Raw genomic sequence first — 21,043 nt, forward strand, 5'->3', positions numbered from 1 at the left:
GACCGCTATTGGTTCCCCGGTGGCGTCGGATATACTTGCCCACGTCTGCTGACCTCTGACTAATGAAGGAATCTCATGGCACGTGTCGTGGTAAATGTCATGCCGAAGGCTGAAATCCTGGATCCGCAGGGCCAGGCTGTCCAGCGCGCACTTGGGCGAATCGGGGTGAACGGGGTCCAGGATGTCCGCCAGGGCAAGCGCTTCGAGATCGAGGTGGACGACTCCGTCACGGATGAGGAGCTCGCTCGCGTCGCGGAGACCCTCCTGTCCAACACCGTGATCGAGGATTTCGAGGTTGTTCGATGACGGCAACCATCGGGGTTATCACGTTCCCAGGCACGCTTGACGACGTCGACGCTCTCCGCGCCGTCCGCCTCGCAGGAGCCGAGCCGAAGCAGTTGTGGCACGCCGACGACGACCTGACCGGCGTGGACGCCGTCGTCGTCCCGGGCGGGTTCTCCTACGGCGACTACCTGCGCTCCGGCGCGATCGCCGCGCAGGCACCGATGATGGGTGCCGTGGTGGAGGCCGCGAAGAAGGGCATGCCGGTGCTGGGCATTTGCAACGGCTTCCAGATCCTCACCGAGGCCGGCCTGCTGCCGGGGGCGCTCACCCGCAACCAGCACCTGGACTTCCACTGCGTGGACACCTACCTGGAGATCGCCAACGCGGACACTGCGTGGACCTCCCGCTTCGAGGCTGGCCAGAAGATCTTGGTTCCAGCGAAGCACGGCGAGGGCCGCTTCCAGGCGGACAAGGAAACGGTGCACCAGCTTGAGCAGGAGGGCCGCGTGGTCTTCCGCTACACCGACAACTTCAACGGCTCCGCCAATTCGATCGCGGGCGTGACCAATGAGTCGGGCCGCGTCGTCGGCCTCATGCCGCACCCGGAACACGCGATTGAGGTGCTCACCGGCCCGTCCACCGACGGTCTGGGCCTGTTCGAATCCGCCATCGACGCTATCTCGAAGATCGGAGCGTAAACGATAATGACCGTGCACGACGACACCGTCGAGAACGCGCAAGCAACCCCTGACCTTCAGCAGCCGTACGCGGAGCTGGGCCTGCGCGACGAGGAATACGACAAGATCAAGTCCATCCTGGGCCGCCGCCCCACGGACGCGGAGCTGACCGTGTACTCCGTGATGTGGTCCGAGCACTGCTCGTACAAGTCCTCCAAGGTGCACCTGCGCTACTTCGGCGAGACGATGACCGAGGAGATGGCCTCCAAGATCCTCGCCGGCATTGGCGAGAACGCCGGTGTGGTGGACATCGGCGACGGCGACGCGGTGACCTTCCGCGTGGAGAGCCACAACCACCCGTCGTTCGTGGAGCCCTACCAGGGCGCCGCAACCGGCGTGGGCGGCATCGTACGCGACATCATGGCCATGGGCGCGCGCCCGATCGCCGTGATGGACCAGCTGCGTTTCGGCCCGGCGGATGCCGAGGACACCAAGCGCGTCCTCCCCGGCGTGGTCCACGGCATCGGTGGCTACGGCAACTCGCTCGGCCTGCCCAACATCGGCGGCGAGACCGTCTTCGACGCCGCGTATGCGGGTAACCCGCTGGTCAACGCCCTGTGTGTAGGCACGCTCAAGGTCGAGGACCTGAAGCTCGCCTTCGCTTCCGGCACCGGCAACAAGGTGGTGCTCTTCGGATCCCGCACCGGCCTCGACGGCATCGGCGGCGTCTCCGTGCTGGGCTCCGCCACCTTCGAGGAAGGCGAGGAGCGCAAGCTGCCGGCCGTGCAGGTTGGCGACCCGTTCGCGGAGAAGGTGCTCATCGAGTGCTGCCTGGAGCTCTACCACGCCGGCGTGGTCGTGGGCATCCAGGACCTCGGTGGCGGCGGCCTGGCCTGTGCCACCTCCGAGCTGGCGGCGGCCGGCGACGGTGGCATGCGCGTCAACCTGGACAACGTCCCGCTGCGCGCCGAGAACATGTCGGCCGCCGAGATCCTCGCCTCCGAGTCCCAGGAGCGCATGTGCGCCGTGGTGACCCCGGACAACGTGGATCGTTTCATGGAAATCTGCGCGAAGTGGGAGGTGGGTGCCGCGGTGATCGGCGAGGTCACCGACGAGAAGGACCGATACGTGGTCACTCACGGCGGCGAAGTCGTGCTGGACGCGCCGCCGTCGACGATCGACGAAGGCCCGGTCTACGAGCGGCCCTACGCCCGCCCGGACTGGATTGACGAGGTTGGGGAGCGAGGGGGCGTCGATAAGCAAGAGGCCCTCTCGGCCGCATGGCTGAAGATGTTGGCCTCGCCCGCCCTGTGCTCGCGCGACTACATCGTGCAGCAGTACGACCGCTACGTGCGCGGCAACACTGTGCAGGCCCACGGCGCGGACTCCGGCGTGCTGCGCATCAACGAGGAGACGAACCGCGGCGTTGCCATCGCTACCGACGCCTCCGGGCGCTACACCTACCTCGACCCGAACCAGGGCGCGCGCCTGGCGCTCGCCGAGGCCTACCGCAACGTCGCGGTTACCGGCGCGACCCCGGTCGCGGTGACCAACTGCCTCAACTTCGGCTCGCCCGAGAACCCGGACGTGATGTGGCAGTTCCGCGAAGCAGTGCACGGGCTTGCCGACGGCGCCGCCGAGCTGAACATCCCGGTCTCCGGCGGCAACGTGTCCTTCTACAACCAGACCGGCGAGACCCCGATCCTGCCGACCCCGGTGGTGGGCGTGCTCGGCGTCATCGATGACGTGTCGAAGGCGAACCCGCACGCCGTGCCTTCGACGGAGGAGGAGTTCTCCCTGGTCTTGCTCGGTGAGACCGCCGACGAGTTTGGCGGCTCCGTGTGGCAGGACATTTCTGGCGCGGGCCTGGGCGGCGTGCCGCCGAAGGTGGACCTGGCGAACGAGGAGCGTCTGGCGCAGTTCTTCGCCGACATCGCCGACCACGGCGGCGTGACCGCTGCCCACGACCTGTCCGAGGGCGGCCTGTCCCAGGCCGTGTTCGAGATGCTGCAGGCCGCCGGCAAGGGTGCCGACCTGGACCTTGCGGCCGTGCATGAGGACGCGTTCACCGCGCTGTTCTCGGAGTCCGCGTCCCGCGTCCTGGTCGCCGTGACCGACGACCGCGTGGACGCGCTGGTGGAGCGCGCGGATGCGGTAGGGGTGCCGGCCGCGGTGATCGGCAGCACGCGTGCGGACGGTGAACTGCACTTTGGCGGCGAGCAGCTGTCCATCGCGCAGCTTCGCGACGCCTGGGCCGAAACCCTTCCGTCGCACTTCGCCGCAGCGCACGCTCCCAACGCTGCGGTGTAGCGTCTAGGCGGGCGTCACGTGGTTGCGCTATTGCTGACGCTCGCCGCTGCCTTCGGCTTGTCCGTCGTCGCCGGTGCCACAGGTGCCGGCGCGGCGGGCTTTGTCGTTTCTGCGACGTTGCTGGGGTTCGTTACGGCTTCGGGAGCGCGGCGTAAATGGAGCTAGCTCCATTTGGACCTGCCCGGCCGGTGAAACGCCAGGTCGCGCAGAACCGTGAACTCTAAACGGAGCTAGCTCCATTTGGACCTGCCTGGCCGGTAAAACGCCAGGTCGTGCGGGACCGTGGACTCTAAACGGAGCTAGCTCCATTTAGACCTGCCCCGCCGGTAAAACTCCAGGTCGTGCGGATCCGTGAGCCCTAAACGGAGCTAGCTCCATTTAGACCACGGGGTTACGCAGCGAAAACCTGCAGCGAAAACCCCAGCAACCCAGGCAACAACCCCCAACACCCCCCCCAAACAGCCCCTAGTCCACCCGCTGCGTGGGACCCGGCCGCTCGACCAGCGGTTCCGGCTCGTACTGGCCGCGCAGGTCCTTGAGCGTCTGGGTGTGCTCCCAGAGGCGCTTGTCCTCGTCAGTTACCGGCACGAACTGGCGCGCGGGCAGCGGGTTGCCGTCGACGTCGATGCCGATGTAGGTAAACGAGGCGTGGATGGCGTTGCTGAGCTGGTCGCGCCCGCCGCGCGGGTCGCCGGAGCGAACGAAGGTGGAGACGTGGATGGAGCGCGAGTCCGTACGGGTGATGCGGGTCTCCACCTCGATGAGGTCGCCGATGTGGATCGGTTTGTAGAAGCGGATGCCGCCGGCGTAGACGGCGACGGTGCGCTCACCGGACCACTCCATGGTGCAGGCGAGGCCAGCCTGATCGATCCACTCCATCGCGGTGCCGCCGTGGACGTTGCCGCCCCAGTTCACGTCGGTGGGCTTGGCCATGAACCGGTGGGTCAGGCGAGGCGCGGTGCCGTCGTCGGTGTAGGTCTGCTCTTCCATGGACGCCTCGATGGCCTTGCGCAGGTCCACGCGCGACTTCGCGGCCTTCTCGACGCGGCGCTGCTCGTCGGTAATCGGCACGAACGTCGGCACGGGCATGGACTTGCCGGTCTCCGGGTCCTTGGCCACGAAGATGACGAGGCAGTCGCAGGCACGGGTGAACTTGCCTTCGCGGGGGTCGGCTGAGAGCACCTCGTTGACAATGTGCATGGAGCTGCGCCCCGTCATGGCGATCGTGGAGCGCACCTCCACGATGTGGCCGGACGGGATTGGCCGGGTGAAGTGGATGTGCCCCACGTAGGCGGTCACGCAGTAGGTGGCGGACCATTGCGCGGCGCAGGCGTAGGCGGCCTTATCAATCCATTCGAGGACGCGGCCGCCCGAGACGCCTTGGGCGCCGGCGATGAGGACGTCGGTAGGCGATGCCATGAACCGCAGCGTGATGGACGCTGATCTGTTCATGGGGACTGCTGTGTTCGTCATGGCTAGGCATCTTAGTATGGGGGCTATGGCACCCAGCAGAAGCTCGAAGCAGGACCCGGCGGCAACGCGCGAGGCGGTGGCGGCGGTCGCCACGTGGCTCGACGAAGGTGGGGAGACACCCGGCAGGGCATTGCTTGCCGACGCCACCCGCCGCACCGCCCGCACCCTCGCCGAAGAACTCCCGGGCAAATCGGTGGAGCTGCGCGTGCCCCCGTTCGTGGCGGTGCAGTGCGTTGAGGGCCCGCGGCACACCCGCGGCACCCCGCCGAACGTGGTGGAGATGGCTCCGGAGACCTGGCTCCGCATCGCCACCGGTCGCAGCACGTTTGAGGATGAGGTGGCCGCGGGCAGGATCGACGCCTCCGGCTCCCGGGCGGGCGAGATCGCGCGGGGGTTGCCCGTAATTGCCCTTTCGTAGGCGCGGTCCGTTAGAGTAAGGGCCGTGCATACCGTGAGCATGGAAAATGACGGGGACTCCCGGGCGCAGCTCGACGACGCACCGCGCGATGAGTGCGGCGTGTTCGGCGTGTGGGCGCCTGGTGAAGACGTCTCCAAACTGTCCTATTTCGGCTTGTTCGCCCTCCAGCACCGTGGCCAGGAGGGCGCGGGCATTGCGGTGGGCGATCACTCCAACATCGTCGTGTTTAAGGACACGGGCCTGGTCAGCCAGGTCTTCGACGAGTCCGTCCTCGATGCCCTCCAGGGCGATGTGGCCATCGGGCACACGCGCTACTCCACCGCGGGCGGCAATTCCTGGGATAACGTGCAGCCGATGTTCCGTACCTCGCCAAACGGCACGGACGTCGCGCTCGCGCACAACGGCAACCTGACCAATTACCAGGAGCTGCAGGCCGAGGCGATCGAGCGCAAGCTCATCCCGGCCGATGGCGTGCAGGGCCAGGGCTCGTCTTCCGATACCGCGGTCGTTTCCGCGCTGCTCGCCGACCGGATCCGCGGGGAGCACACGCTTATCGACGCCGCCCTCGACCTCCTCCCTCGCCTCCAGGGCGCGTTCTGCTTCATGGTCACCGACGGCGACACCCTCTACGCCGCCCGCGACCCGCACGGCGTGCGCCCGCTCTCCCTGGGGCGGTTGGAGCGCGGCTGGGTCGTTGCCTCCGAGACGTGCGCCCTGGACATCGTCGGCGCCTCCTTCGTGCGCGACATCGAGCCGGGCGAGCTTGTGGCCATCGACGCCACCGGCATCCGCTCCGAGCGCTTCGCCGAGGCGCCGCGCCAGGCCCGCTGCGTGTTCGAGTACGTCTACGTGGCGCGCCCGGACTCGGTGCTGGACGGCCAGACGGTAAATGCCAGCCGCGTTGAGATTGGGCGTCGATTAGCGCGAGTCGCCCCGGTGGAGGCCGACCTGGTCATGCCGGTGCCTGAGTCGGGCACCCCCGCGGCGATCGGCTACGCCGAGGAGTCCGGGATCCCCTTCAAGCAGGGGTTGATGAAGAACGCGTACGTGGGTCGCACGTTCATCCAGCCGTCCGATACGCTGCGGCAGCTCGGGCTGCGGCTGAAGCTGAACCCGGTGCGCGCCGTCATCGAAGGTAAGCGGCTCGTGGTGGTGGACGACTCGATCGTGCGCGGCAACACCCAGCGCAAGCTGATCCGCATGCTGCACGAGGCGGGCGCCGCCGAGGTGCACGTGCGTATCGCGTCGCCGCCGGTAAAGTGGCCGTGCTTCTACGGCATCGACTTCGCCAGCCCCGGCGAGCTCATTGCCAACCACGGCCGCGGCGGCACCGATGCGGAGGTCGCCGAGTCCATCCGCACCATGATCGGCGCTGACTCTTTGGCCTTCGTGCCTATCGACGACATGATCGCCGCCACCAACCACCCCGCAGAAAACCTCTGCGCGGCCTGCTTCGACGGCAACTACCCGCTCGGGCTTCCCGACGGCAACCCGAACGCCGACCTTGTCCGGCGCATCCAGAAAGGTGACACCCGACATGACTAACCAGAACTCCGACCCCTCCGTCTCCTACGCCGCTGCGGGCGTTGACATCGAGGCCGGCGACCGCGCCGTCGAGCTGCTCAAGGGCCACGCCAAGCGTGCGTCCCGCCCGGAGGTCAAGGGCGGCATCGGCGGGTTCGCCGGCCTGTTCGCCCTGGGCAAGTACCGCGAGCCGTTGCTCGCGGCCGGCTCCGACGGCGTGGGCACCAAGCTGGCCGTCGCCCAGGCGATGGACAAGCACGACACCATCGGCATCGACCTGGTCGCCATGTGCGTCGACGACTTGGTCGTCTGCGGCGCCGAGCCGCTGTTCCTGCAGGACTACATCGCCACCGGCAAGGTCGTGCCGGAGAAGATCGCGGACATCGTCGGCGGTATCGCCGAAGGCTGCGTCCAGGCCGGCTGCGCACTCCTCGGCGGCGAGACCGCGGAGCACCCCGGCGTGATGGAGGCCGACGACTACGACGTCTCCGCCACCGCCGTCGGCGTCGTGGAGGCGGATGAGCTGCTCGGGCCCGACCGCGTGCGCGAGGGTGACACGATTATCGCCATGGCCTCGTCCGGCCTGCACTCCAACGGCTACTCCCTGGCGCGCCACGTCCTGCTGGAGAAGGCCGGGCTGCCGCTCGACGGCCACATTGAGGAGTTCGACCGCACCCTCGGCGAGGAGCTCCTGGAGCCGACGCGCATCTACGCCCGCGACTGCCTCGAGCTGGCCTCCGAGTGTGAGGTCCGCACCTTCTGCCACGTCACCGGTGGTGGGCTGGCGGGCAACATGGTCCGCATCATCCCGGAGGGCCTGGTTGCGGAGATGCGCCGCGCCACCTGGACGCCGGGGCAGATCTTCCGCACGATCAAGTCGGTCGGCCAGGTGCCGGACGAGGAGATGGAGAAGACCTTCAACATGGGCGTCGGCATGGTCGCCGTCGTCGCGCCGGAGGACCGGGACCGCGCGCTGGCGATCCTGGCCGCCCGCCACGTGGACTCCTGGGTGCTTGGCGAGGTCCGCGCTGCGGACAACGGCGAGACCGAGCGCGCAGTGCTGGTGGGCGAGCACCCGCAGTACTAGCCACCCGCAGTACTAGGCGCGGCGCACCCCGCACATGAACAAAGCACCCGGGGTTGCCGGGTGCTTGTGCTCAAACGGTGTGAATGGTGGCGTTGTGGGGCCGGGCGGACTTACTTCCGGTCCTCGTCATCATCGTCCCAGTCCGCGTACTCGGCGTACTGCTCATCCACCTCGTCGTCGTCCTCGTCCCAACGCCGCTGCGGTGCCTTGCCTGCAAGCTCACGCTGCAGAGAATCGAGGTCCATTTCAGGCGTGTTGTACTTGAGTTGGCGAGCAACCTTGGTCTGCTTTGCTTTGGCGCGTCCGCGGCCCATGGCGTGACCCCCTTGAGGTGGTTCTAGGGCGGCCTAAGAAGGCGGCCTCATACTTTCGATAGTTATTGTCCTGGGGGACATAATAGCCTGTACGCCACGAAAATGCTCACCCGGCCCCTGAGCTGGGATTAACGCCCGCGGCGCAGTTTGTCCACCGCGAGACGGCCAAGCTTCTCGCCTTCGTCGGTAGGCAGCGAGTCCGGATCCACGCTCGCAGCGACCCCCTCGATGTCCAGCGGGGCGGTGAGGGCGGAGCGCTTGACCAGTCCGAGCGCGACCGGGCCGTATTCGGCGTCCTGGACGACGGTGCCCAGTCGGCCTACCTTGCGCCCGTTGGAGGTGATGGTCTCGCCCGGCTGCGGGTCGTGCGGGGCAGAACCGTCGAGCTGCAGCATGACCAGCAGGCGAGGGGACCGGCCGAGGTTTTCCACGCGCGCGACGGTTTCCTGCCCGCGGTAGCAGCCCTTGTTCAGGTGGACGGCCCCGATGTGCTCGCCGCGGTTGATCAGGCGCGGCGCCTCGTGCGGGATGGATTTCTCGTCAAGGTCCACGCCAAGTTCGGGTTCGACGTTGCGCACCCGCGCGGCCGTAAACGCCATCATGCCGGCGTAGGCCACCCCCTGCTCGTGGAGGTGCTTGGCCACGCCCAGCGCCTCCCCACGCGGTACCGCCACGTCCAGACGAGCGGGGGAGAAGTCGCTGACGCGGCGGGTGAAGACGGCCTCGTCGATGGCGGGGAACTCGGCGTCGTCTGCAAGCAGGGTGAGGATGGCCAAGTCGGCCTCCTCCACAGTCACGTCGGACCAGAACACCATCTTGCGCAGGTAGTCCACGAAGGAGTCGAACTGCGCGGGCGGGACGTCGAGGTAGAATGTGCCGTCCACCAGCGCGAGGTCGGCATGGTGCAGGATGTGGCCCTGGATGTCCAGGTCGAGGGCGGCGGCGGTGAGGGACGGCGTGGCGTCGATAAGCTTCTGCGAAAGCAGGTTGTTCAGGAACTCGGCGGCGTCGGGGCCGGAGACGGCGATGACGCGGCGGTGCGAGCGATCGATGACGCGTAAGCCCTGCTGCTCCGCGAGCGGATTGCCGTAGTGCCAGGCCACTCCCTCGGCGAGCGGGTTGGACTCGATGGGGGTGGCGCCTGGCAGCTGTAAAAGATCGGACGAATACGACATAGACCCCGATCATACGGGCATAATGGGACAGTATGGCATCGATGCTCCCACCCGCTCCGGTCATTTACCTCGTCGAGCCCTTCGGCGGCTCCGTGCGCAGACAAAACGCGAACACGCCCCACATCTTCTGGGACGATGCGGCTGTGACGCGCGGCGACGGGATCTTTGAAACGATCCTCATCCGCAAGGGCGAGCCCGCGAACCTGGAGCAGCACGTGGAGCGGTTCCGGCGCTCCGCCGCCACCCTCGACCTGCCCGACCCCGGCAGGGAGCACTGGATTAAGGCGACCCGGGAGGCGGTGGCCGACTACGTGCGTGAACGTGGGCTTGCTGCGGAGGACGTGGACGCGAAGTGCGTCTGGACCATGTCGCGCGGGCGCGAGACTACCGGCGTGCCCACAGCCTGGCTGACCATCCGGCCGATCCCGGACTCGGTCTTGGAGGAGCGCAAGAACGGGGTGAGCGTGGTGACCACCCCGCGCGGCTACACCATCAACCGCGGCGAAGGCGGGGAGGCGGAGGTCCCCTGGATGCGGGTGGGCGCGAAGACGCTGAACTACGCGGCGTCCATGGCGGCGCTGCGGTGGGCCCGCGGAGAGGGGTACGACGACGTCATCTATATCGATCCGGAGACGGACCGTGTCCTGGAGGGCGCGACCTCGACGGTGGTGATTGTGAAGAAGGGCGGGCGGCTGCGCACCCCGAAGCCGGGACCGGGGATCCTGCCCGGCACCACCCAAGCGGCGCTGTTCGCGCACGCGGAGAAGAAGGGGTGGAAGTGTAAGCAGAAGGACATGTACCTCAGCGAGCTGCTGAAGGCGGAATCCGTCTGGCTGGTCAGCTCCACGCGCATGTACGCGCGGGTGCGCAAGCTGAACGGGAAGAAGCTGCCGGCACCGGACAACGCGGCGGAGGTGCAAAAGCTGATCGTCGCCGCGCTGGATAGGGCTTAGCCGGCGATGCGCTTGAGCTCGGCGGACATGTAGGGAACCATCTCGCCGCCGACGGCGCGCTCGTCGACCCAGCCCAGGTTGTTGTTGGGCATGAGCCCGTAGAGGCGCTTGCCCGCGCCGTGCTGCTTCGGGCCGGACTCGGTGGCCAGGGTGGTGGCGCTCTGCAGCTGCCAGGCGCGCTCGTTGACCGGCTCGCCGTACATCACCTCGACGAGGCCGCGGGAGTTAGTGAGGGTCACCTCGATCTCGTCCTTCAGGGAGATGCGCCAGAATCCCACCTCGCGCTGGTCGGCGCCGGTGGCGTTGCCGTCCTCGTCGATGCGCCAGATGCGCGACTCGAAGCGCAGGTAGTTCTCGCCGTCATGAGAGATCACCAGGCGCTGGCCAAAGGCGTACTCCTCGCCGTTGTCGTTGGCCTGGCCGGTGCCGGTCCACACGCCGACCAGCGGCAACAGCGCCAGCAGCCCGTCGTGCAGGCTCGGACCCTGGCGCAGGTTCGCCGTGTCCTCCTCTAGCGGGAAGTCCTCAAAGCCCAGCGCCGGGATGTTGCGGTGCGCCGTGTTCTTCGACTGCTCCGCGGCCAGGTTGACGGCCTCGTTGCCGTTGAGCGAGCCGGTGTTCTCGGGGGTGGGGTTCTCTGTATCAGCCATGCCAGCCAGGGTAGTCGTTGGCGTGCCGCGACCGCACTCTGCCTCGCCTGCCTCGCCTGCTTAGCCTGCCGAGGCATCCTCCGCGTCCGACGCCAGCGGCGAATCCTCCGCCTGCCGGGCGCCCTCGTCCGTCGACGGGTCCCGCAGGAGCGGGGTAAGGTCCGTCTCCTCCACGACGGTATTAATGCGGTCCCGCGAAAACTCGATCGATCCGCCGGTGAGCTGCACGCAGTCGGCGGGGCCACCGAGCGGCAGGTCCCGGGTATCGCGCTCCAGGCTGAACGCCTGCACGGCGCGGTCGGTGAGCTCCGGGGGGACGTCCACGAGCTCGCTCGGGCGCATGACAAACTTTGTGCCGTCGATTCGCAGCGTCACCACCACCGTCACGGGGTCCTCCGTGCCCGGGATCGTGCCGGTCAGCCGCGCCTCGCTCGCGCCGCCGCCGGACGGGGAGATGTCGTAGGGGCTCGCGATGTCCAGGTTCGTCATGCCCAGCAACTGCCCGAAGGCCACGCCGTCGAGCCGGACGATGCGGCGCACGAGGCTCGCCTTCGCGCCGGGCAGGTCGTCCACGAGGTGCGCGGTGCGGGGGTGGGGCAGGGTGACGTCGACAAGCTTAATGCCCACGTTGCCCACGCCGACGCCGGCAACGGGCACATCCAGGGCGTCGACGGTGATGCGGGGTACGGTGCGGCCGAAAGGCAGGCCGCCGACATACGCAGCGGGGGCGGTGGACAGCTCGCCCAGCTCAGCGGCGCGCGCGGAGAGCGCGTGCTCGGCGCGCATCCCCGCCACCGTATCCGCGAGGTAGCCCAGCAGCGCGATCGCCGCGACCCCGACAGCCGCACTTCGCTTCAATTGCATACTTGTACCGTAGCCTGGGTCCATGCACGATTACAGCACCATCCTCCACGCAGCCACCGACGCCGACGGGGTCGCCCCATTCTCCGAGGCGTTCGAGCAGGCGCTTAGCGACGCCACCCTGAACCACTCCCTCCTCACCACCCCTTCCACCGACGTACCCGGTGGGCTCGCGGGCCTGGCGTCGATCGCCCCGGACGGCTCCGCGGAGCTGGTGGTGCACCCGGAGGTCCGCCGCCGCGGAATCGGTGCCGAGCTGGCGCGCCGGGTGCTCGAGCAGCGCCCCGACGCCGGCTTGTGGGCGCACGGCAATCTGCCGGGGGCGCGCGCCCTGGCGGAGTCGCTGGGGCTGAAGTCCACGCGCGAGCTCCTGGTCATGGCGTGCGAGGGGGACCACCTGCGGGACGCAGCGCAGCTCACGCTCCCGGACGGCTACCAGGCACGCACCCTTGCCAGCGCGAAAGCGGCGGGCGAGCAGGACGCGGTCGAGCGCGAGTGGCTGCGCGTCAACAACGAGGCGTTTTCCTGGCACCCCGAGCAGGGCGGGTGGGACCTGGAGCGTCTCCACCGCGCGATGCGGGCGGAGTGGTTTGACCCGGAGGGGGTCTGGTTCCTCTCCTGCGGGGACGAGCTCGCTGGCTTCAGCTGGACCAAGGTGCACCCGGACGGTACGGGCGAGGTGTACGTCGTCGGCCTGGCCAATGATTACCGCGGCCGCGGGCTCGGCGCCCCGCTGATGCAGCTTGCACTCTCCCACTTGGTGGGGGAGGGGAGGGAGCGCGTCATCCTGTACGTGGAGGCGGATAACGCGCCGGCTGTGGCGCGGTACGAGGGCCTCGGCTTTGCTGTGGCGGAGCGGCACGTGGTGTACGGCGGGGCGTCGGAAAGCGCGTAACTGCTGTTGCTAGTGGGGCTAAGGGGGCGTTAGTCAACCCCTGAGTGTGTGACATTCATCGCATCTGCAGTGTTTTATCAGGCTTTTTCGGGCGTGTTGGCGAAGTTCACCGATTGTTCACCAAACCAGACACTTGGGGTTAACCGCTGACTTCTAGGTTGAGTAACCGTGAGTAATCGGAAAGAGTTTCGTCCACCTCGCTGTGGGCAAAACCGGCCGAGAGTGGCACCGATGCTCGAGTGGTAACTAACTAAGCACCGGAAAGGTATCCCGTGAACCGCAACTTTAAGCGCACCGCCGCCATCATCGGCGCCGTCGCAGTCTCCTCCGCAGCCCTCGTCGCTTGTGGCGATTCCTCTGACTCTGACTCCACCGACACCTCCTCCGAGGCTTCCTCCGCCGCTGAGGGTTCCGAATCCGAGGGTGCCGGCGCAGAGCTCTCCGGCCAGACGGGCCAGCTGGTCGGCGAGGGTGCTACCTCTCAGCAGAACGCAATGGACTACTTCGCAGCTCGCTACGCCGAGGAAGTTCCGGGCGCGACCCTGGCATACAACGCCACCGGTTCCGGCTCCGGCCAGAAGAACTTCATCGCTAACCAGGCTGCGTTCGCTGGCTCCGACTCCCCGCTGAAGGACGACCAGGTTGAGGCTGCCGCTGAGCGTTGCGGTGGCAACGAGGCATGGCACCTGCCGTTCGTCATCGGCCCGGTTGCCATCGCGTACAACCTGGACGGCGTTGACGAGCTGAACCTCACCGTCGACAACGTTGTTGACATCTTCCAGGGCAACATCACCAACTGGAACGACCCGAAGATCAAGGAGTCCAACCCGGACGCCGAGCTTCCGGACCAGGAGATCAAGCCGTTCTACCGCTCTGACGAGTCCGGCACCTCCGACAACTTCCAGAAGTTCCTGGCTGCTGCTTCGGACGGCAAGTGGACCGGCTCCGGCAAGTCCTTCCCGGGCGAGGTCGGTACCGGTGCGAACGGCTCCTCCGGCGTTGCTACCGAGGTCAACAACACCCCGGGTGCAATCACCTACGTCGAGGCTGGCTTCGCTGACAAGAAGGCCAACATCGACTTCGGCTCCGGCCCGGTCGAGCTGACCGACGAGTCCATTGAGAAGACCCTGGACACCCTGGAGTTCAAGACCGAGGGTCACAACATGGTCGTCGACGCTGACAAGCTGTTCAAGACCGACGCAGAGGGCGCATACCCGCTGGTGCTGACCACCTACGAGATCGTCTGCTCCGCTGGTTACGACGAGTCCACCTCCAAGATGGTGAAGGACTTCCTGAACGTTGCTCTGGACTCCCAGGATGACGAGCTCGCAGCTGAGGGCTTCATCCCGGTCGCCGGCGCACACGCTGAGCGCCTGCGCGAGGCAGTCAACGCCATCCAGTAAGCCACTTGGCGGTGTGGTGCCCCCCAACGCGGCGAATGCCGTTGCGGGGGGCACGCCCATGTGAGGGCACGGTTAACACCAAGTGTGCAAACCGTTACCAAAAAATTGAACATTCGGAGCTTGGCTCCCCCTCTTTTCAACCATATAAGGACCAGTAACCATGGCTGACAACGAACTGACTCCGGCGGACGACCGCCGAGCGGGGTCGACGGCTGCGCCTGCGCAGCCCGAGGTCCAGTCCGCTACCGGTACGCCGGTACAAACCACCCAGGCGGCCCCGGTGGAAACGACCTCCGGCGCGGGCGTGAAGCGCCCGGGCGACCGCGTATTTGAATTCCTCTCGACCGCCTCGGCAACGCTGATCACCGTGATCATTATCGCGATCGGCCTGTTCCTGGTGCTCCAGGCGATCCCGCCGCTGAGCCGAAACGAAGGCGGCGTCGGTGGCTTCTTCACCTACGGCGGCAACTGGCAGACTGCCAACCTGGACGCAATGCAGTTCGGTATCCCGAACCTGTTCTTCTCCACCGTGATGATCTCCCTCATCGCGCTGATCCTCGCCATGCCGGTCGCACTCGGCATCGCGCTCTTCCTCTCCAACTACGCGCCGAAGAACCTGGTGCGCCCACTGGGCACCCTCGTGGACATGCTCGCCGCGGTCCCCTCCATCGTGTACGGCCTCTGGGGCGCGCAGGTGCTCGGCCCGGCCCTGGGCAAGTTCTACGAGTGGATCAACTCCTGGGGCGGTGGCTTCTTCCTGTTCGCCACCTACCAGAATTCCCCGCCGTTCTCCACGGCCCGCAACATGCTCACCGGTGGCATCGTCCTGGCCATCATGATCCTGCCGATCATCGCGGCCACCGCCCGCGAGATCTTCGTCCAGACCCCTCCGGGGCAGATCGAGTCCGCACTGGCGCTCGGCGCAACGCGCTGGGAAGTCATCCGCATGACCGTCATCCCGTTCGGCCTCTCCGGCTTCATCGCCGGCTCCATGCTCGGCCTCGGCCGCGCGCTTGGTGAGACGATGGCGCTCTACATGGTGGTCGCGCCGGCCAATGACTTCCGTGGTTCGCTCTTTGACGGTGGCACCACCTTCGCTACCGCCATCGCGAACGCATCCGCAGAGTTCAACAACCCAATCTCTGCTGGTGCCTACATCGCGGCAGGCCTTGTCCTGTTCGTGCTGACCTTTGTTGTCAACTCGATCGCCCGCGCGATCGTCAACAAGAAGTAAGGCAGGCAAGCGAATGTCTACAGCAGTTCCCAACAACGCCGGTGCTCAGGGCGCGGGCAACGCGACGGCCCACGTGGCGTCGGAAAGCACTCGCTCCGCGAAAGACAACCCCTTCACCGACATCTCCTCGGGCCGTAAGACCATGAATTCCGTCATGGGCGGCCTGATGTGGCTGTGCATGATCATCGCGCTCGTGCCGCTGCTCTGGCTCCTGATCACCGTGATCCTCCGCGGTGCCCCCGCGGTGCTCGACCTTGGCTGGTGGACCAGCGACATGATCGGCGTGCGCATTTCCAAGGAAGGCGGCGGCGCCCTCCACGCCATCGCCGGTACGCTGATGCAGACGCTCATCGCGTCGCTGATCTCCATCCCGATCGGCGTGTTCACCGCTGTCTACCTGGTCGAATACTCCAACGGCAACAGGCTGGGCAAGCTCACCACCTTCATGGTGGACATCCTCTCCGGCGTGCCGTCCATCGTCGCCGCGCTGTTCGTCTACGCCCTCTGGATCACCATCCTGGGCATGGACCGCTCCGGCTTCGCCGTCTCGCTCTCACTCATCCTGCTGATGGTCCCGCTGGTGGTGCGTAACACCGAGGAGATGCTGCGCGTCGTGCCCATGGACCTGCGCGAAGCGTCCTACGCACTCGGTGTGCCCAAGTGGAAGACCATCCTGCGCATCGTGTTGCCGACCGCCCTGTCCGGCATCGTCACCGGCATCATGCTCGCCGTGGCCCGCGTCATGGGCGAGTCCGCCCCGGTGCTGATCCTCGTCGGCTCCACCCCGGCGCTCAACTGGTTCGGCCTGTTCGGCCAGCCGCAGTCGTCGCTGCCGCTGTTCATGCTCGAAATGTGGAAGTCCGGTGCAACCGGCTTTGCCGCCGACCGCCTGTGGGGCGCCGCCCTCACCCTGGTAGTCATCGTCGTCGTGCTCAACTTGCTCGCACGCGCGATTGCCAAGAAGTACTCCGTGAAGAAGTAACCGCCCCACACAACCATCATCTGAGGAGAATCCCCGATGTCTAAGCTCGAACTCAACGACGTCAACATCTACTACGACGACTTCCACGCCGTCCGCGACGTCAACATGAAGATCCCCGCACAGGCCGTCACCGCCTTCATCGGCCCGTCCGGCTGCGGCAAGTCCACCGTGCTGCGCACCCTGAACCGCATGCACGAGGTCATCCCCAAGGCCAGCGTCAAGGGCGAGATCCTGCTCGACGGCCACAACATCTACGGCAAGAACGTGGACCCGGTGTCCGTCCGCAACACCATCGGCATGGTGTTCCAGAAGGCGAACCCGTTCCCGACCATGTCCATCGAGGACAACGTCGTCGCCGGCCTGAAGCTCTCCGGCGAGAAGAACAAGAAGAAGCTCAAGGAGGTCGCTGAGGAGTCCCTCCGCGGCGCGAACCTGTGGGACGAGGTTAAGGACCGCCTAGACAAGCCGGGCGGCGGCCTCTCCGGCGGCCAGCAGCAGCGCCTCTGCATCGCCCGCGCGATCGCTGTGCGCCCCGAGGTCCTGCTCATGGACGAGCCCTGCTCCGCGCTCGACCCGATCTCCACCCTCGCGGTGGAGGACCTCATCCACGAGCTGAAGGCCGACTACACAATCGTCATCGTGACCCACAACATGCAGCAGGCAGCCCGTGTGTCCGACAAGACCGCGTTCTTCTCCCTCGAGGCAACCGGCAAGCCGGGTAACCTGGTCGAGTTCAACGACACGACCACCATCTTCGAGAACCCGGAGAAGAAAGAGACCGAGGACTACATCGCCGGCCGCTTCGGCTAAGGGCCGACAGTCCCTGCAGAAAGTACGGCGCCCCGGAGCAATCCGGGGCGCCGTCGCATGTCTCGGTACTACTTGCGGGTAAAGCGCCGCTCGATCGTGGCGAACTTTTCCTTCAAGTCGTAATCGCCGTCGCGCTGCTCCCGGTACTGTTCCGGCTGCAACCCGGTGACCAGGAAGACGATGCGGTTGCCCACGTTAACGCAGCGGTCGGCGAAGCGCTCGTAGTACCGCACCATCATGGCCACATCCACGGCCTCCCGGTTGCTGTACTCCCACTCCGGGGCGGTGACCAGGTTGAGCAGGTACGCCTTCATGTCGTCCATGTCCTCGTCGATCGTGTGCAGCTGCGCGGCGCACTCCGCGTCGGGGTGGAGGAGGAGCTCGCGGGTTTGGGCCACCATGGCGTCGGAGAGCCGCGCCATCTCTTCCATGAAGCCGACGAGCGGGCCGGGCACCACGGCATCCGGGTGGCGGGTGCGCGTGAGCGTGGCCACGTGCATGGCGAGGGAGCTCATGCGCGACAGGTTTTCCACAATGTAGATCGACGACAGCACCTGTCGCAGGTCAGAGGCCACGGGGCTCTCGAGCGCAAGCAGGCTCATGCCGCGCTCCTCGCACCGGGTCTTGAGCTCGCGCAGTGCGTCGACCTGCGACAGCACATCCTCCGCGCCCTCGAGCGACTGGTGGAGCAAGGCCTCGGAGGCCTGCGCCATCGCCGCCCGCACCCGGTCACACATTTCGAGCAAATCCGCGTTGAACGCCTCGAGGTGCTCGCGGTACGCGGTCCGCAGCTGCGTCGGGCCGTCATGCTTATCGACGCCACCGTCACCCCCGTCACCCGCCTCGCCTGCGTGGGCCGGCTCGGCGTGCTCCGAGGGCTCCTCGGGCTCGCGCGCGCTCGGTGCCTCCGGGCTACCCGCCGTTGTTTTCAATTTCCGCGCCCTGTGGGACCGCGTCATCTTCGGGATCATCCAACCATCCTTCTGGCAGCGCGACTTTGGAGGACCCGCCCTGGCGGCCGCGCGCGCTGTCAGCTTGCTCCGCCTTCGCATCAGAATCTGCAATCGGTGCCAGCCGGTCCCACAGCTGGCCGAGTGACGTCACCTGCGCGAGCTCCTTGCGGAACTCACCGCCCACGGGGAATCCGCGCAGGTACCAGCCGGTGTGCTTGCGGATGTCGCGGCAGGCGTGCTCCTCGCCGTCGTGGTCCGCCAGCAGTTCCGCGTGACGGTAGAGGATCCTGGCAACCTTGCCCAGCGTCGGTTCCGCGGGAACTGCTTCGCCGCGTAGCTGCGCGCCGAGTTGGGCGAACAGCCACGGTCTTCCGAGGCACCCGCGGCCGACCTCGACGCCGTGGCAGCCGGTCTCCTGCATCATCCGCTGCGCGTCGCCGGCAGCAAAGATGTCGCCGTTACCAATGACGGGCACCCCGGTGCCGTCCATGTGCTCGACCAGCCGGGCGATCTCGTCCCAGTGTGCGGTGCCGGAGTAGCGCTCCGCCGCGGTGCGGGCGTGCAGGGCGACGGCGGCCGCGCCCTCCTCGGCGGCAATGCGGCCAGAATCGAGGTGGGTGTGGTGCTCAGCATCAATGCCCACGCGGAACTTCACGGTGACGGGGATGTCGGTCCCCTCGGTGGCGCGCACGGCGGCGGCGACGATGTTGCCAAACAGGCGGCGCTTGTAGGGGATAGCGGAGCCGCCGCCCTTGCGGGTGACCTTGGGGACGGGGCAGCCGAAGTTCATATCGACGTGGTCGGCGATGTTTTCCTCCACGATCATGCGCACCGCGTCATACGTGAACTTGGGGTCCACGGTGTAGAGCTGCATCGAGCGCGGCGTCTCCACGTCCGCGAAGGTGGTCATGTGCAGTGTCTTCGGGTTGCGGGCCACCATGGCGCGCGCGGTGATCATTTCGCAGACGTAGAGTCCGGAGCTGGTTCCGGTGAGCTCCTGCTCGATCTCGCGGCACAGGACGCGAAATGGCATGTTGGTCACCCCGGCCATGGGGGCCAGGATGACGGGGGAGTCCAGGTCCATCCCGCCGATGCGTAGCGCGGGGCCTGCGCTGGTCGTCGGTGCTGTCATGGTTCTCTATTGTTCCTGTTGGGAGGGGATAAGTGCAATTCGCTGGTGGCCCTGTGGCGTGGAGGCGAGAGGGGGCGCAGTGCGTACCGTTCCACCCCTTTTGGGGGTGGCGTCGGGGGATTGGGGGTCTGGTTTGTGGGGGTGGTGTGGCGTCGATAAGCGTCCTGAAGCCCCCGCGACCTGCGAAACTGCTGGTGATACCAATTTTCGGGGTGATGCGAAGCGGAGAGGTGTGCGCGCTCGCCTGCTGGCAATGCGGGCTAGGTCACAATACAGTGGAGTTGTTATTCCGTACCGACGAACACAAGTGAGGGATGAACATGGGCGACCGTATCGCCAACGCAAAGCTTCGTGACAAGGTCATGACCGCCGAGGAGGCGGGCCAGTTTGTCAACCACGGCGACAAGGTTGGCATGTCCGGCTTCACCGGCGCCGGCTACCCCAAGGCCATGCCGGGCGTCATCGCAGAGAAGGCGAAGGCCGCGCACGACAAGGGGCAGGACTTCAGCATTGACGTCTACACGGGCGCGTCCACGGCACCGGAGTGCGACGGCGTGATGGCGGAGGCGGGCGCGCTGCGCTACCGCATGCCGTACCAGTCGGACCCGACCATGCGCGGCAAGATCAACGCCGGCGAGATGAAGTTCCAGGACATCCACCTGTCGCACTCCGGCATGATGGTGGAGCAGGGCTTCTTTGGCGAGGTCGACCTGGCCATCGTCGAGGCAGTCCGTATTACGGAGGAGGGCAACATCGTCCCGTCGTCCTCCGTGGGTAACTCCGTGGAGTTCCTCAACGCCGCGAAGAAGATCATCATTGAGATCAACGAGTGGCAGTCCGAGGACCTCGAGGGCATGCACGACATCTGGACTGTGCCGGCGCTGCCGAACCGCATCCCGATCCCGATTACCAAATGTGGCGACCGCATCGGCACCTCCTTCATCGAGATCGACCCGGAAAAGGTCGTCGCCGTGATCCACACCAACGACCCGGACCGCAACGCCCCGTTCAAGGCCCCGGACGAGACCTCCGAGCAGATCGCTGGCAACTTCCTGGACTTCCTAGAGAACGAGGTCAAGGCCGGCCGCCTGGCGTACGACGGCTACGTCATGCAGTCCGGTGTGGGCAACGTCCCGAACGCCGTGATGGCAGGCCTGATGGACTCGAAGTTTGAAAACATCCAGGCCTACACCGAGGTGATCCAGGACGGCATGGTCGACCTGATCGACGCGGGCAAGATGACCGTCGCCTCCGCGACCTCGTTCTCCCTCTCTCCGGAGTACGCGGACAAGATGAACGAGGAGGCCGCGCGGTACCGCGAGTCCATCATTCTGCGCCCGCAGTCCATCTCCAACCACCCGGAGGTCATTCGCCGCACGGGCCTGATCGCCTCCAACGGCATGATCGAGGCGGACATCTACGGCAACGCGAACTCCACGCACATCAACGGCTCCCGCCTGATGAACGCGCTAGGTGGCTCCGGTGACTTCACTCGTAACGCCTACATCTCCTCCTTCATCTCCCCGTCGGTGGCCAAGGACGGCGCGATCTCCGCGATCGTGCCGATGGTCTCGCACGTTGACCACACCGAGCACGACGCCATGGTCTTCATTACCGAGTACGGCGTGGCCGACCTGCGCGGCCTGGCTCCGCGCGACCGTGTGGCCAAGATGATCTCCATCGCCCACCCGTCGTACCGCCCGCTGCTTGAGGAGTATGTCGAGCAGGCTGCCAAGTGCAAGTACCAGGCGACCCCGCACGACCTGCGCCACGCCTTCGACTTCCACAACCGCATCATGGAGACGGGCACGATGCAGAAGTAAGGTGAACCCTTTCGCCCGCGCTACCCCCGTTTGATTCATGCTGGTAGCGCGGGTGTTTGGTTGCGTGCGTCGGTCAATTTCCGC

At 66.5% G+C, this 21,043-nt stretch carries 20 protein-coding genes; 13 read left to right on the plus strand and 7 right to left on the minus strand.

What is annotated here, in order from left to right:
- Positions 1-75: 75 nt before the first annotated feature.
- Genes purS through purL form a run of 3 tightly spaced genes read left to right on the plus strand, consistent with a single transcriptional unit; the run spans position 76 to position 3,272 of the window.
- Positions 76-306 (plus strand): phosphoribosylformylglycinamidine synthase subunit PurS, encoded by a 231-nt coding sequence (gene purS, locus CKJ84_RS09110; RefSeq protein ID WP_095278703.1) that lies wholly within the window; start codon positions 76-78, stop codon positions 304-306.
- Positions 303-983: a phosphoribosylformylglycinamidine synthase subunit PurQ gene (gene purQ / locus CKJ84_RS09115; RefSeq protein WP_095546733.1), complete on the plus strand. Its 681-nt coding sequence runs from the start codon at positions 303-305 to the stop codon at positions 981-983. Before purS ends, purQ begins: the two co-directional genes overlap by 4 nt.
- A 6-nt stretch (positions 984-989) precedes the next feature.
- On the plus strand, positions 990-3,272 hold the full coding sequence (purL, locus tag CKJ84_RS09120; RefSeq protein WP_095546734.1) for a phosphoribosylformylglycinamidine synthase subunit PurL: 2,283 nt from the start codon (positions 990-992) through the stop codon (positions 3,270-3,272).
- A gap of 465 nt (positions 3,273-3,737) precedes the next feature.
- On the opposite strand, the gene CKJ84_RS09125 is transcribed toward purL, so the two are convergent.
- Positions 3,738-4,745, minus strand: a complete 1,008-nt coding sequence (locus CKJ84_RS09125; protein WP_095546735.1) for an acyl-CoA thioesterase — start codon at positions 4,743-4,745, stop codon at positions 3,738-3,740.
- A gap of 16 nt (positions 4,746-4,761) precedes the next feature.
- Here CKJ84_RS09125 and CKJ84_RS09130 point away from each other — a divergent pair, with 16 nt between their 5' ends.
- Genes CKJ84_RS09130 through purM form a run of 3 tightly spaced genes read left to right on the plus strand, consistent with a single transcriptional unit; the run spans position 4,762 to position 7,774 of the window.
- The gene (locus tag CKJ84_RS09130) at positions 4,762-5,163 is read left to right on the plus strand and encodes a sterol carrier family protein (protein WP_095546736.1); all 402 of its coding nucleotides are present in this window, start codon (positions 4,762-4,764) and stop codon (positions 5,161-5,163) included.
- A 39-nt stretch (positions 5,164-5,202) separates the two neighbouring features.
- A complete protein-coding gene (gene purF / locus CKJ84_RS09135; RefSeq protein ID WP_095546737.1) occupies positions 5,203-6,708 on the plus strand; it encodes an amidophosphoribosyltransferase in 1,506 nt (501 codons plus the stop codon).
- A complete protein-coding gene (gene purM, locus CKJ84_RS09140; protein WP_095546738.1) occupies positions 6,701-7,774 on the plus strand; it encodes a phosphoribosylformylglycinamidine cyclo-ligase in 1,074 nt (357 codons plus the stop codon). Before purF ends, purM begins: the two co-directional genes overlap by 8 nt.
- Positions 7,775-7,884: 110 nt before the next feature.
- Here purM and CKJ84_RS09145 read toward each other — a convergent pair whose 3' ends face one another.
- Together CKJ84_RS09145 and CKJ84_RS09150 are read right to left on the minus strand one after the other, a co-directional pair.
- The gene (locus CKJ84_RS09145) at positions 7,885-8,088 is read right to left on the minus strand and encodes a DUF3073 domain-containing protein (RefSeq protein WP_095546739.1); all 204 of its coding nucleotides are present in this window, start codon (positions 8,086-8,088) and stop codon (positions 7,885-7,887) included.
- A 128-nt stretch (positions 8,089-8,216) separates the two neighbouring features.
- A complete protein-coding gene (locus CKJ84_RS09150; protein WP_095546740.1) occupies positions 8,217-9,263 on the minus strand; it encodes a folate-binding protein YgfZ in 1,047 nt (348 codons plus the stop codon).
- 41 nt (positions 9,264-9,304) lie between these two features.
- Here CKJ84_RS09150 and CKJ84_RS09155 point away from each other — a divergent pair, with 41 nt between their 5' ends.
- Entirely contained in the window at positions 9,305-10,216 is a 912-nt protein-coding gene (locus tag CKJ84_RS09155; RefSeq protein ID WP_369801180.1) for an aminodeoxychorismate lyase, read from the plus strand.
- Here CKJ84_RS09155 and CKJ84_RS09160 read toward each other — a convergent pair.
- Together CKJ84_RS09160 and CKJ84_RS09165 are read right to left on the minus strand one after the other, a co-directional pair.
- A complete protein-coding gene (locus CKJ84_RS09160) occupies positions 10,213-10,866 on the minus strand; it encodes an FABP family protein (protein WP_095546742.1) in 654 nt (217 codons plus the stop codon). The two genes, CKJ84_RS09155 and CKJ84_RS09160, sit on opposite strands and share 4 nt — an antisense overlap.
- Before the next feature lie 60 nt (positions 10,867-10,926).
- On the minus strand, positions 10,927-11,730 hold the full coding sequence (locus CKJ84_RS09165) for an LmeA family phospholipid-binding protein (protein ID WP_233125637.1): 804 nt from the start codon (positions 11,728-11,730) through the stop codon (positions 10,927-10,929).
- A gap of 22 nt (positions 11,731-11,752) precedes the next feature.
- On the opposite strand from CKJ84_RS09165, the gene mshD reads away from it, so the two are divergent.
- The 5 genes from mshD (at position 11,753) to pstB (ending at position 17,051) form a co-directional block, all read left to right on the plus strand.
- Positions 11,753-12,622, plus strand: a complete 870-nt coding sequence (mshD, locus tag CKJ84_RS09170; protein WP_095546744.1) for a mycothiol synthase — start codon at positions 11,753-11,755, stop codon at positions 12,620-12,622.
- 272 nt (positions 12,623-12,894) lie between these two features.
- Positions 12,895-14,025 (plus strand): phosphate ABC transporter substrate-binding protein PstS, encoded by a 1,131-nt coding sequence (pstS, locus tag CKJ84_RS09175; protein WP_095546745.1) that lies wholly within the window; start codon positions 12,895-12,897, stop codon positions 14,023-14,025.
- A gap of 160 nt (positions 14,026-14,185) precedes the next feature.
- Positions 14,186-15,259 carry a phosphate ABC transporter permease subunit PstC gene (pstC, locus tag CKJ84_RS09180; RefSeq protein ID WP_095278686.1) on the plus strand — a complete coding sequence of 358 codons (1,074 nt, stop codon included), beginning with the start codon at positions 14,186-14,188 and terminating at the stop codon, positions 15,257-15,259.
- Between the two features lie 142 nt (positions 15,260-15,401).
- Positions 15,402-16,241, plus strand: a complete 840-nt coding sequence (gene pstA, locus CKJ84_RS09185) for a phosphate ABC transporter permease PstA (protein ID WP_233125641.1) — start codon at positions 15,402-15,404, stop codon at positions 16,239-16,241.
- A 36-nt stretch (positions 16,242-16,277) separates the two neighbouring features.
- On the plus strand, positions 16,278-17,051 hold the full coding sequence (gene pstB / locus CKJ84_RS09190; RefSeq protein WP_095278685.1) for a phosphate ABC transporter ATP-binding protein PstB: 774 nt from the start codon (positions 16,278-16,280) through the stop codon (positions 17,049-17,051).
- A gap of 68 nt (positions 17,052-17,119) precedes the next feature.
- On the opposite strand, the gene CKJ84_RS09195 is transcribed toward pstB, so the two are convergent.
- Positions 17,120-17,842 carry a PhoU domain-containing protein gene (locus CKJ84_RS09195; RefSeq protein WP_095546767.1) on the minus strand — a complete coding sequence of 241 codons (723 nt, stop codon included), beginning with the start codon at positions 17,840-17,842 and terminating at the stop codon, positions 17,120-17,122.
- Positions 17,843-17,963: 121 nt separating this feature from the next.
- Positions 17,964-19,136: a tRNA dihydrouridine synthase DusB gene (gene dusB / locus CKJ84_RS09200; protein ID WP_095278684.1), complete on the minus strand. Its 1,173-nt coding sequence runs from the start codon at positions 19,134-19,136 to the stop codon at positions 17,964-17,966.
- A 320-nt stretch (positions 19,137-19,456) separates the two neighbouring features.
- Between dusB and CKJ84_RS09205 the strand changes: the two genes are divergently transcribed.
- Positions 19,457-20,959 (plus strand): acetyl-CoA hydrolase/transferase family protein, encoded by a 1,503-nt coding sequence (locus CKJ84_RS09205; protein ID WP_095546768.1) that lies wholly within the window; start codon positions 19,457-19,459, stop codon positions 20,957-20,959.
- Positions 20,960-21,043: the final 84 nt, after the last annotated feature.

Source organism: Corynebacterium sp. NML 120412 (genome assembly GCF_002285155.1).
GTDB classification, from domain to species: Bacteria; Actinomycetota; Actinomycetes; order Mycobacteriales; family Mycobacteriaceae; genus Corynebacterium; species Corynebacterium gottingense.

Bases quoted from the DNA above. Each gene is read 5' to 3' on its own strand.
- purM (WP_095546738.1), top strand. From the start codon at position 6,701: ATGACTAACCAGAACTCCGACCCCTCCGTCTCCTACGCCGCTGCGGGC.
- CKJ84_RS09130 (WP_095546736.1), top strand. From the start codon at position 4,762: ATGGGGGCTATGGCACCCAGCAGAAGCTCGAAGCAGGACCCGGCGGCA.
- purL (WP_095546734.1), top strand. From the start codon at position 990: ATGACCGTGCACGACGACACCGTCGAGAACGCGCAAGCAACCCCTGAC.
- pstA (WP_233125641.1), top strand. From the start codon at position 15,402: ATGAATTCCGTCATGGGCGGCCTGATGTGGCTGTGCATGATCATCGCG.
- CKJ84_RS09125 (WP_095546735.1), bottom strand. From the start codon at position 4,745: ATGACGAACACAGCAGTCCCCATGAACAGATCAGCGTCCATCACGCTG.
- pstB (WP_095278685.1), top strand. From the start codon at position 16,278: ATGTCTAAGCTCGAACTCAACGACGTCAACATCTACTACGACGACTTC.
- CKJ84_RS09160 (WP_095546742.1), bottom strand. From the start codon at position 10,866: ATGGCTGATACAGAGAACCCCACCCCCGAGAACACCGGCTCGCTCAAC.
- CKJ84_RS09150 (WP_095546740.1), bottom strand. From the start codon at position 9,263: ATGTCGTATTCGTCCGATCTTTTACAGCTGCCAGGCGCCACCCCCATC.
- pstC (WP_095278686.1), top strand. From the start codon at position 14,186: ATGGCTGACAACGAACTGACTCCGGCGGACGACCGCCGAGCGGGGTCG.
- CKJ84_RS09165 (WP_233125637.1), bottom strand. From the start codon at position 11,730: ATGCAATTGAAGCGAAGTGCGGCTGTCGGGGTCGCGGCGATCGCGCTG.
- CKJ84_RS09155 (WP_369801180.1), top strand. From the start codon at position 9,305: ATGCTCCCACCCGCTCCGGTCATTTACCTCGTCGAGCCCTTCGGCGGC.
- dusB (WP_095278684.1), bottom strand. From the start codon at position 19,136: ATGACAGCACCGACGACCAGCGCAGGCCCCGCGCTACGCATCGGCGGG.
- CKJ84_RS09205 (WP_095546768.1), top strand. From the start codon at position 19,457: ATGGGCGACCGTATCGCCAACGCAAAGCTTCGTGACAAGGTCATGACC.
- purQ (WP_095546733.1), top strand. From the start codon at position 303: ATGACGGCAACCATCGGGGTTATCACGTTCCCAGGCACGCTTGACGAC.
- mshD (WP_095546744.1), top strand. From the start codon at position 11,753: ATGCACGATTACAGCACCATCCTCCACGCAGCCACCGACGCCGACGGG.
- purS (WP_095278703.1), top strand. From the start codon at position 76: ATGGCACGTGTCGTGGTAAATGTCATGCCGAAGGCTGAAATCCTGGAT.
- purF (WP_095546737.1), top strand. From the start codon at position 5,203: ATGGAAAATGACGGGGACTCCCGGGCGCAGCTCGACGACGCACCGCGC.
- CKJ84_RS09145 (WP_095546739.1), bottom strand. From the start codon at position 8,088: ATGGGCCGCGGACGCGCCAAAGCAAAGCAGACCAAGGTTGCTCGCCAA.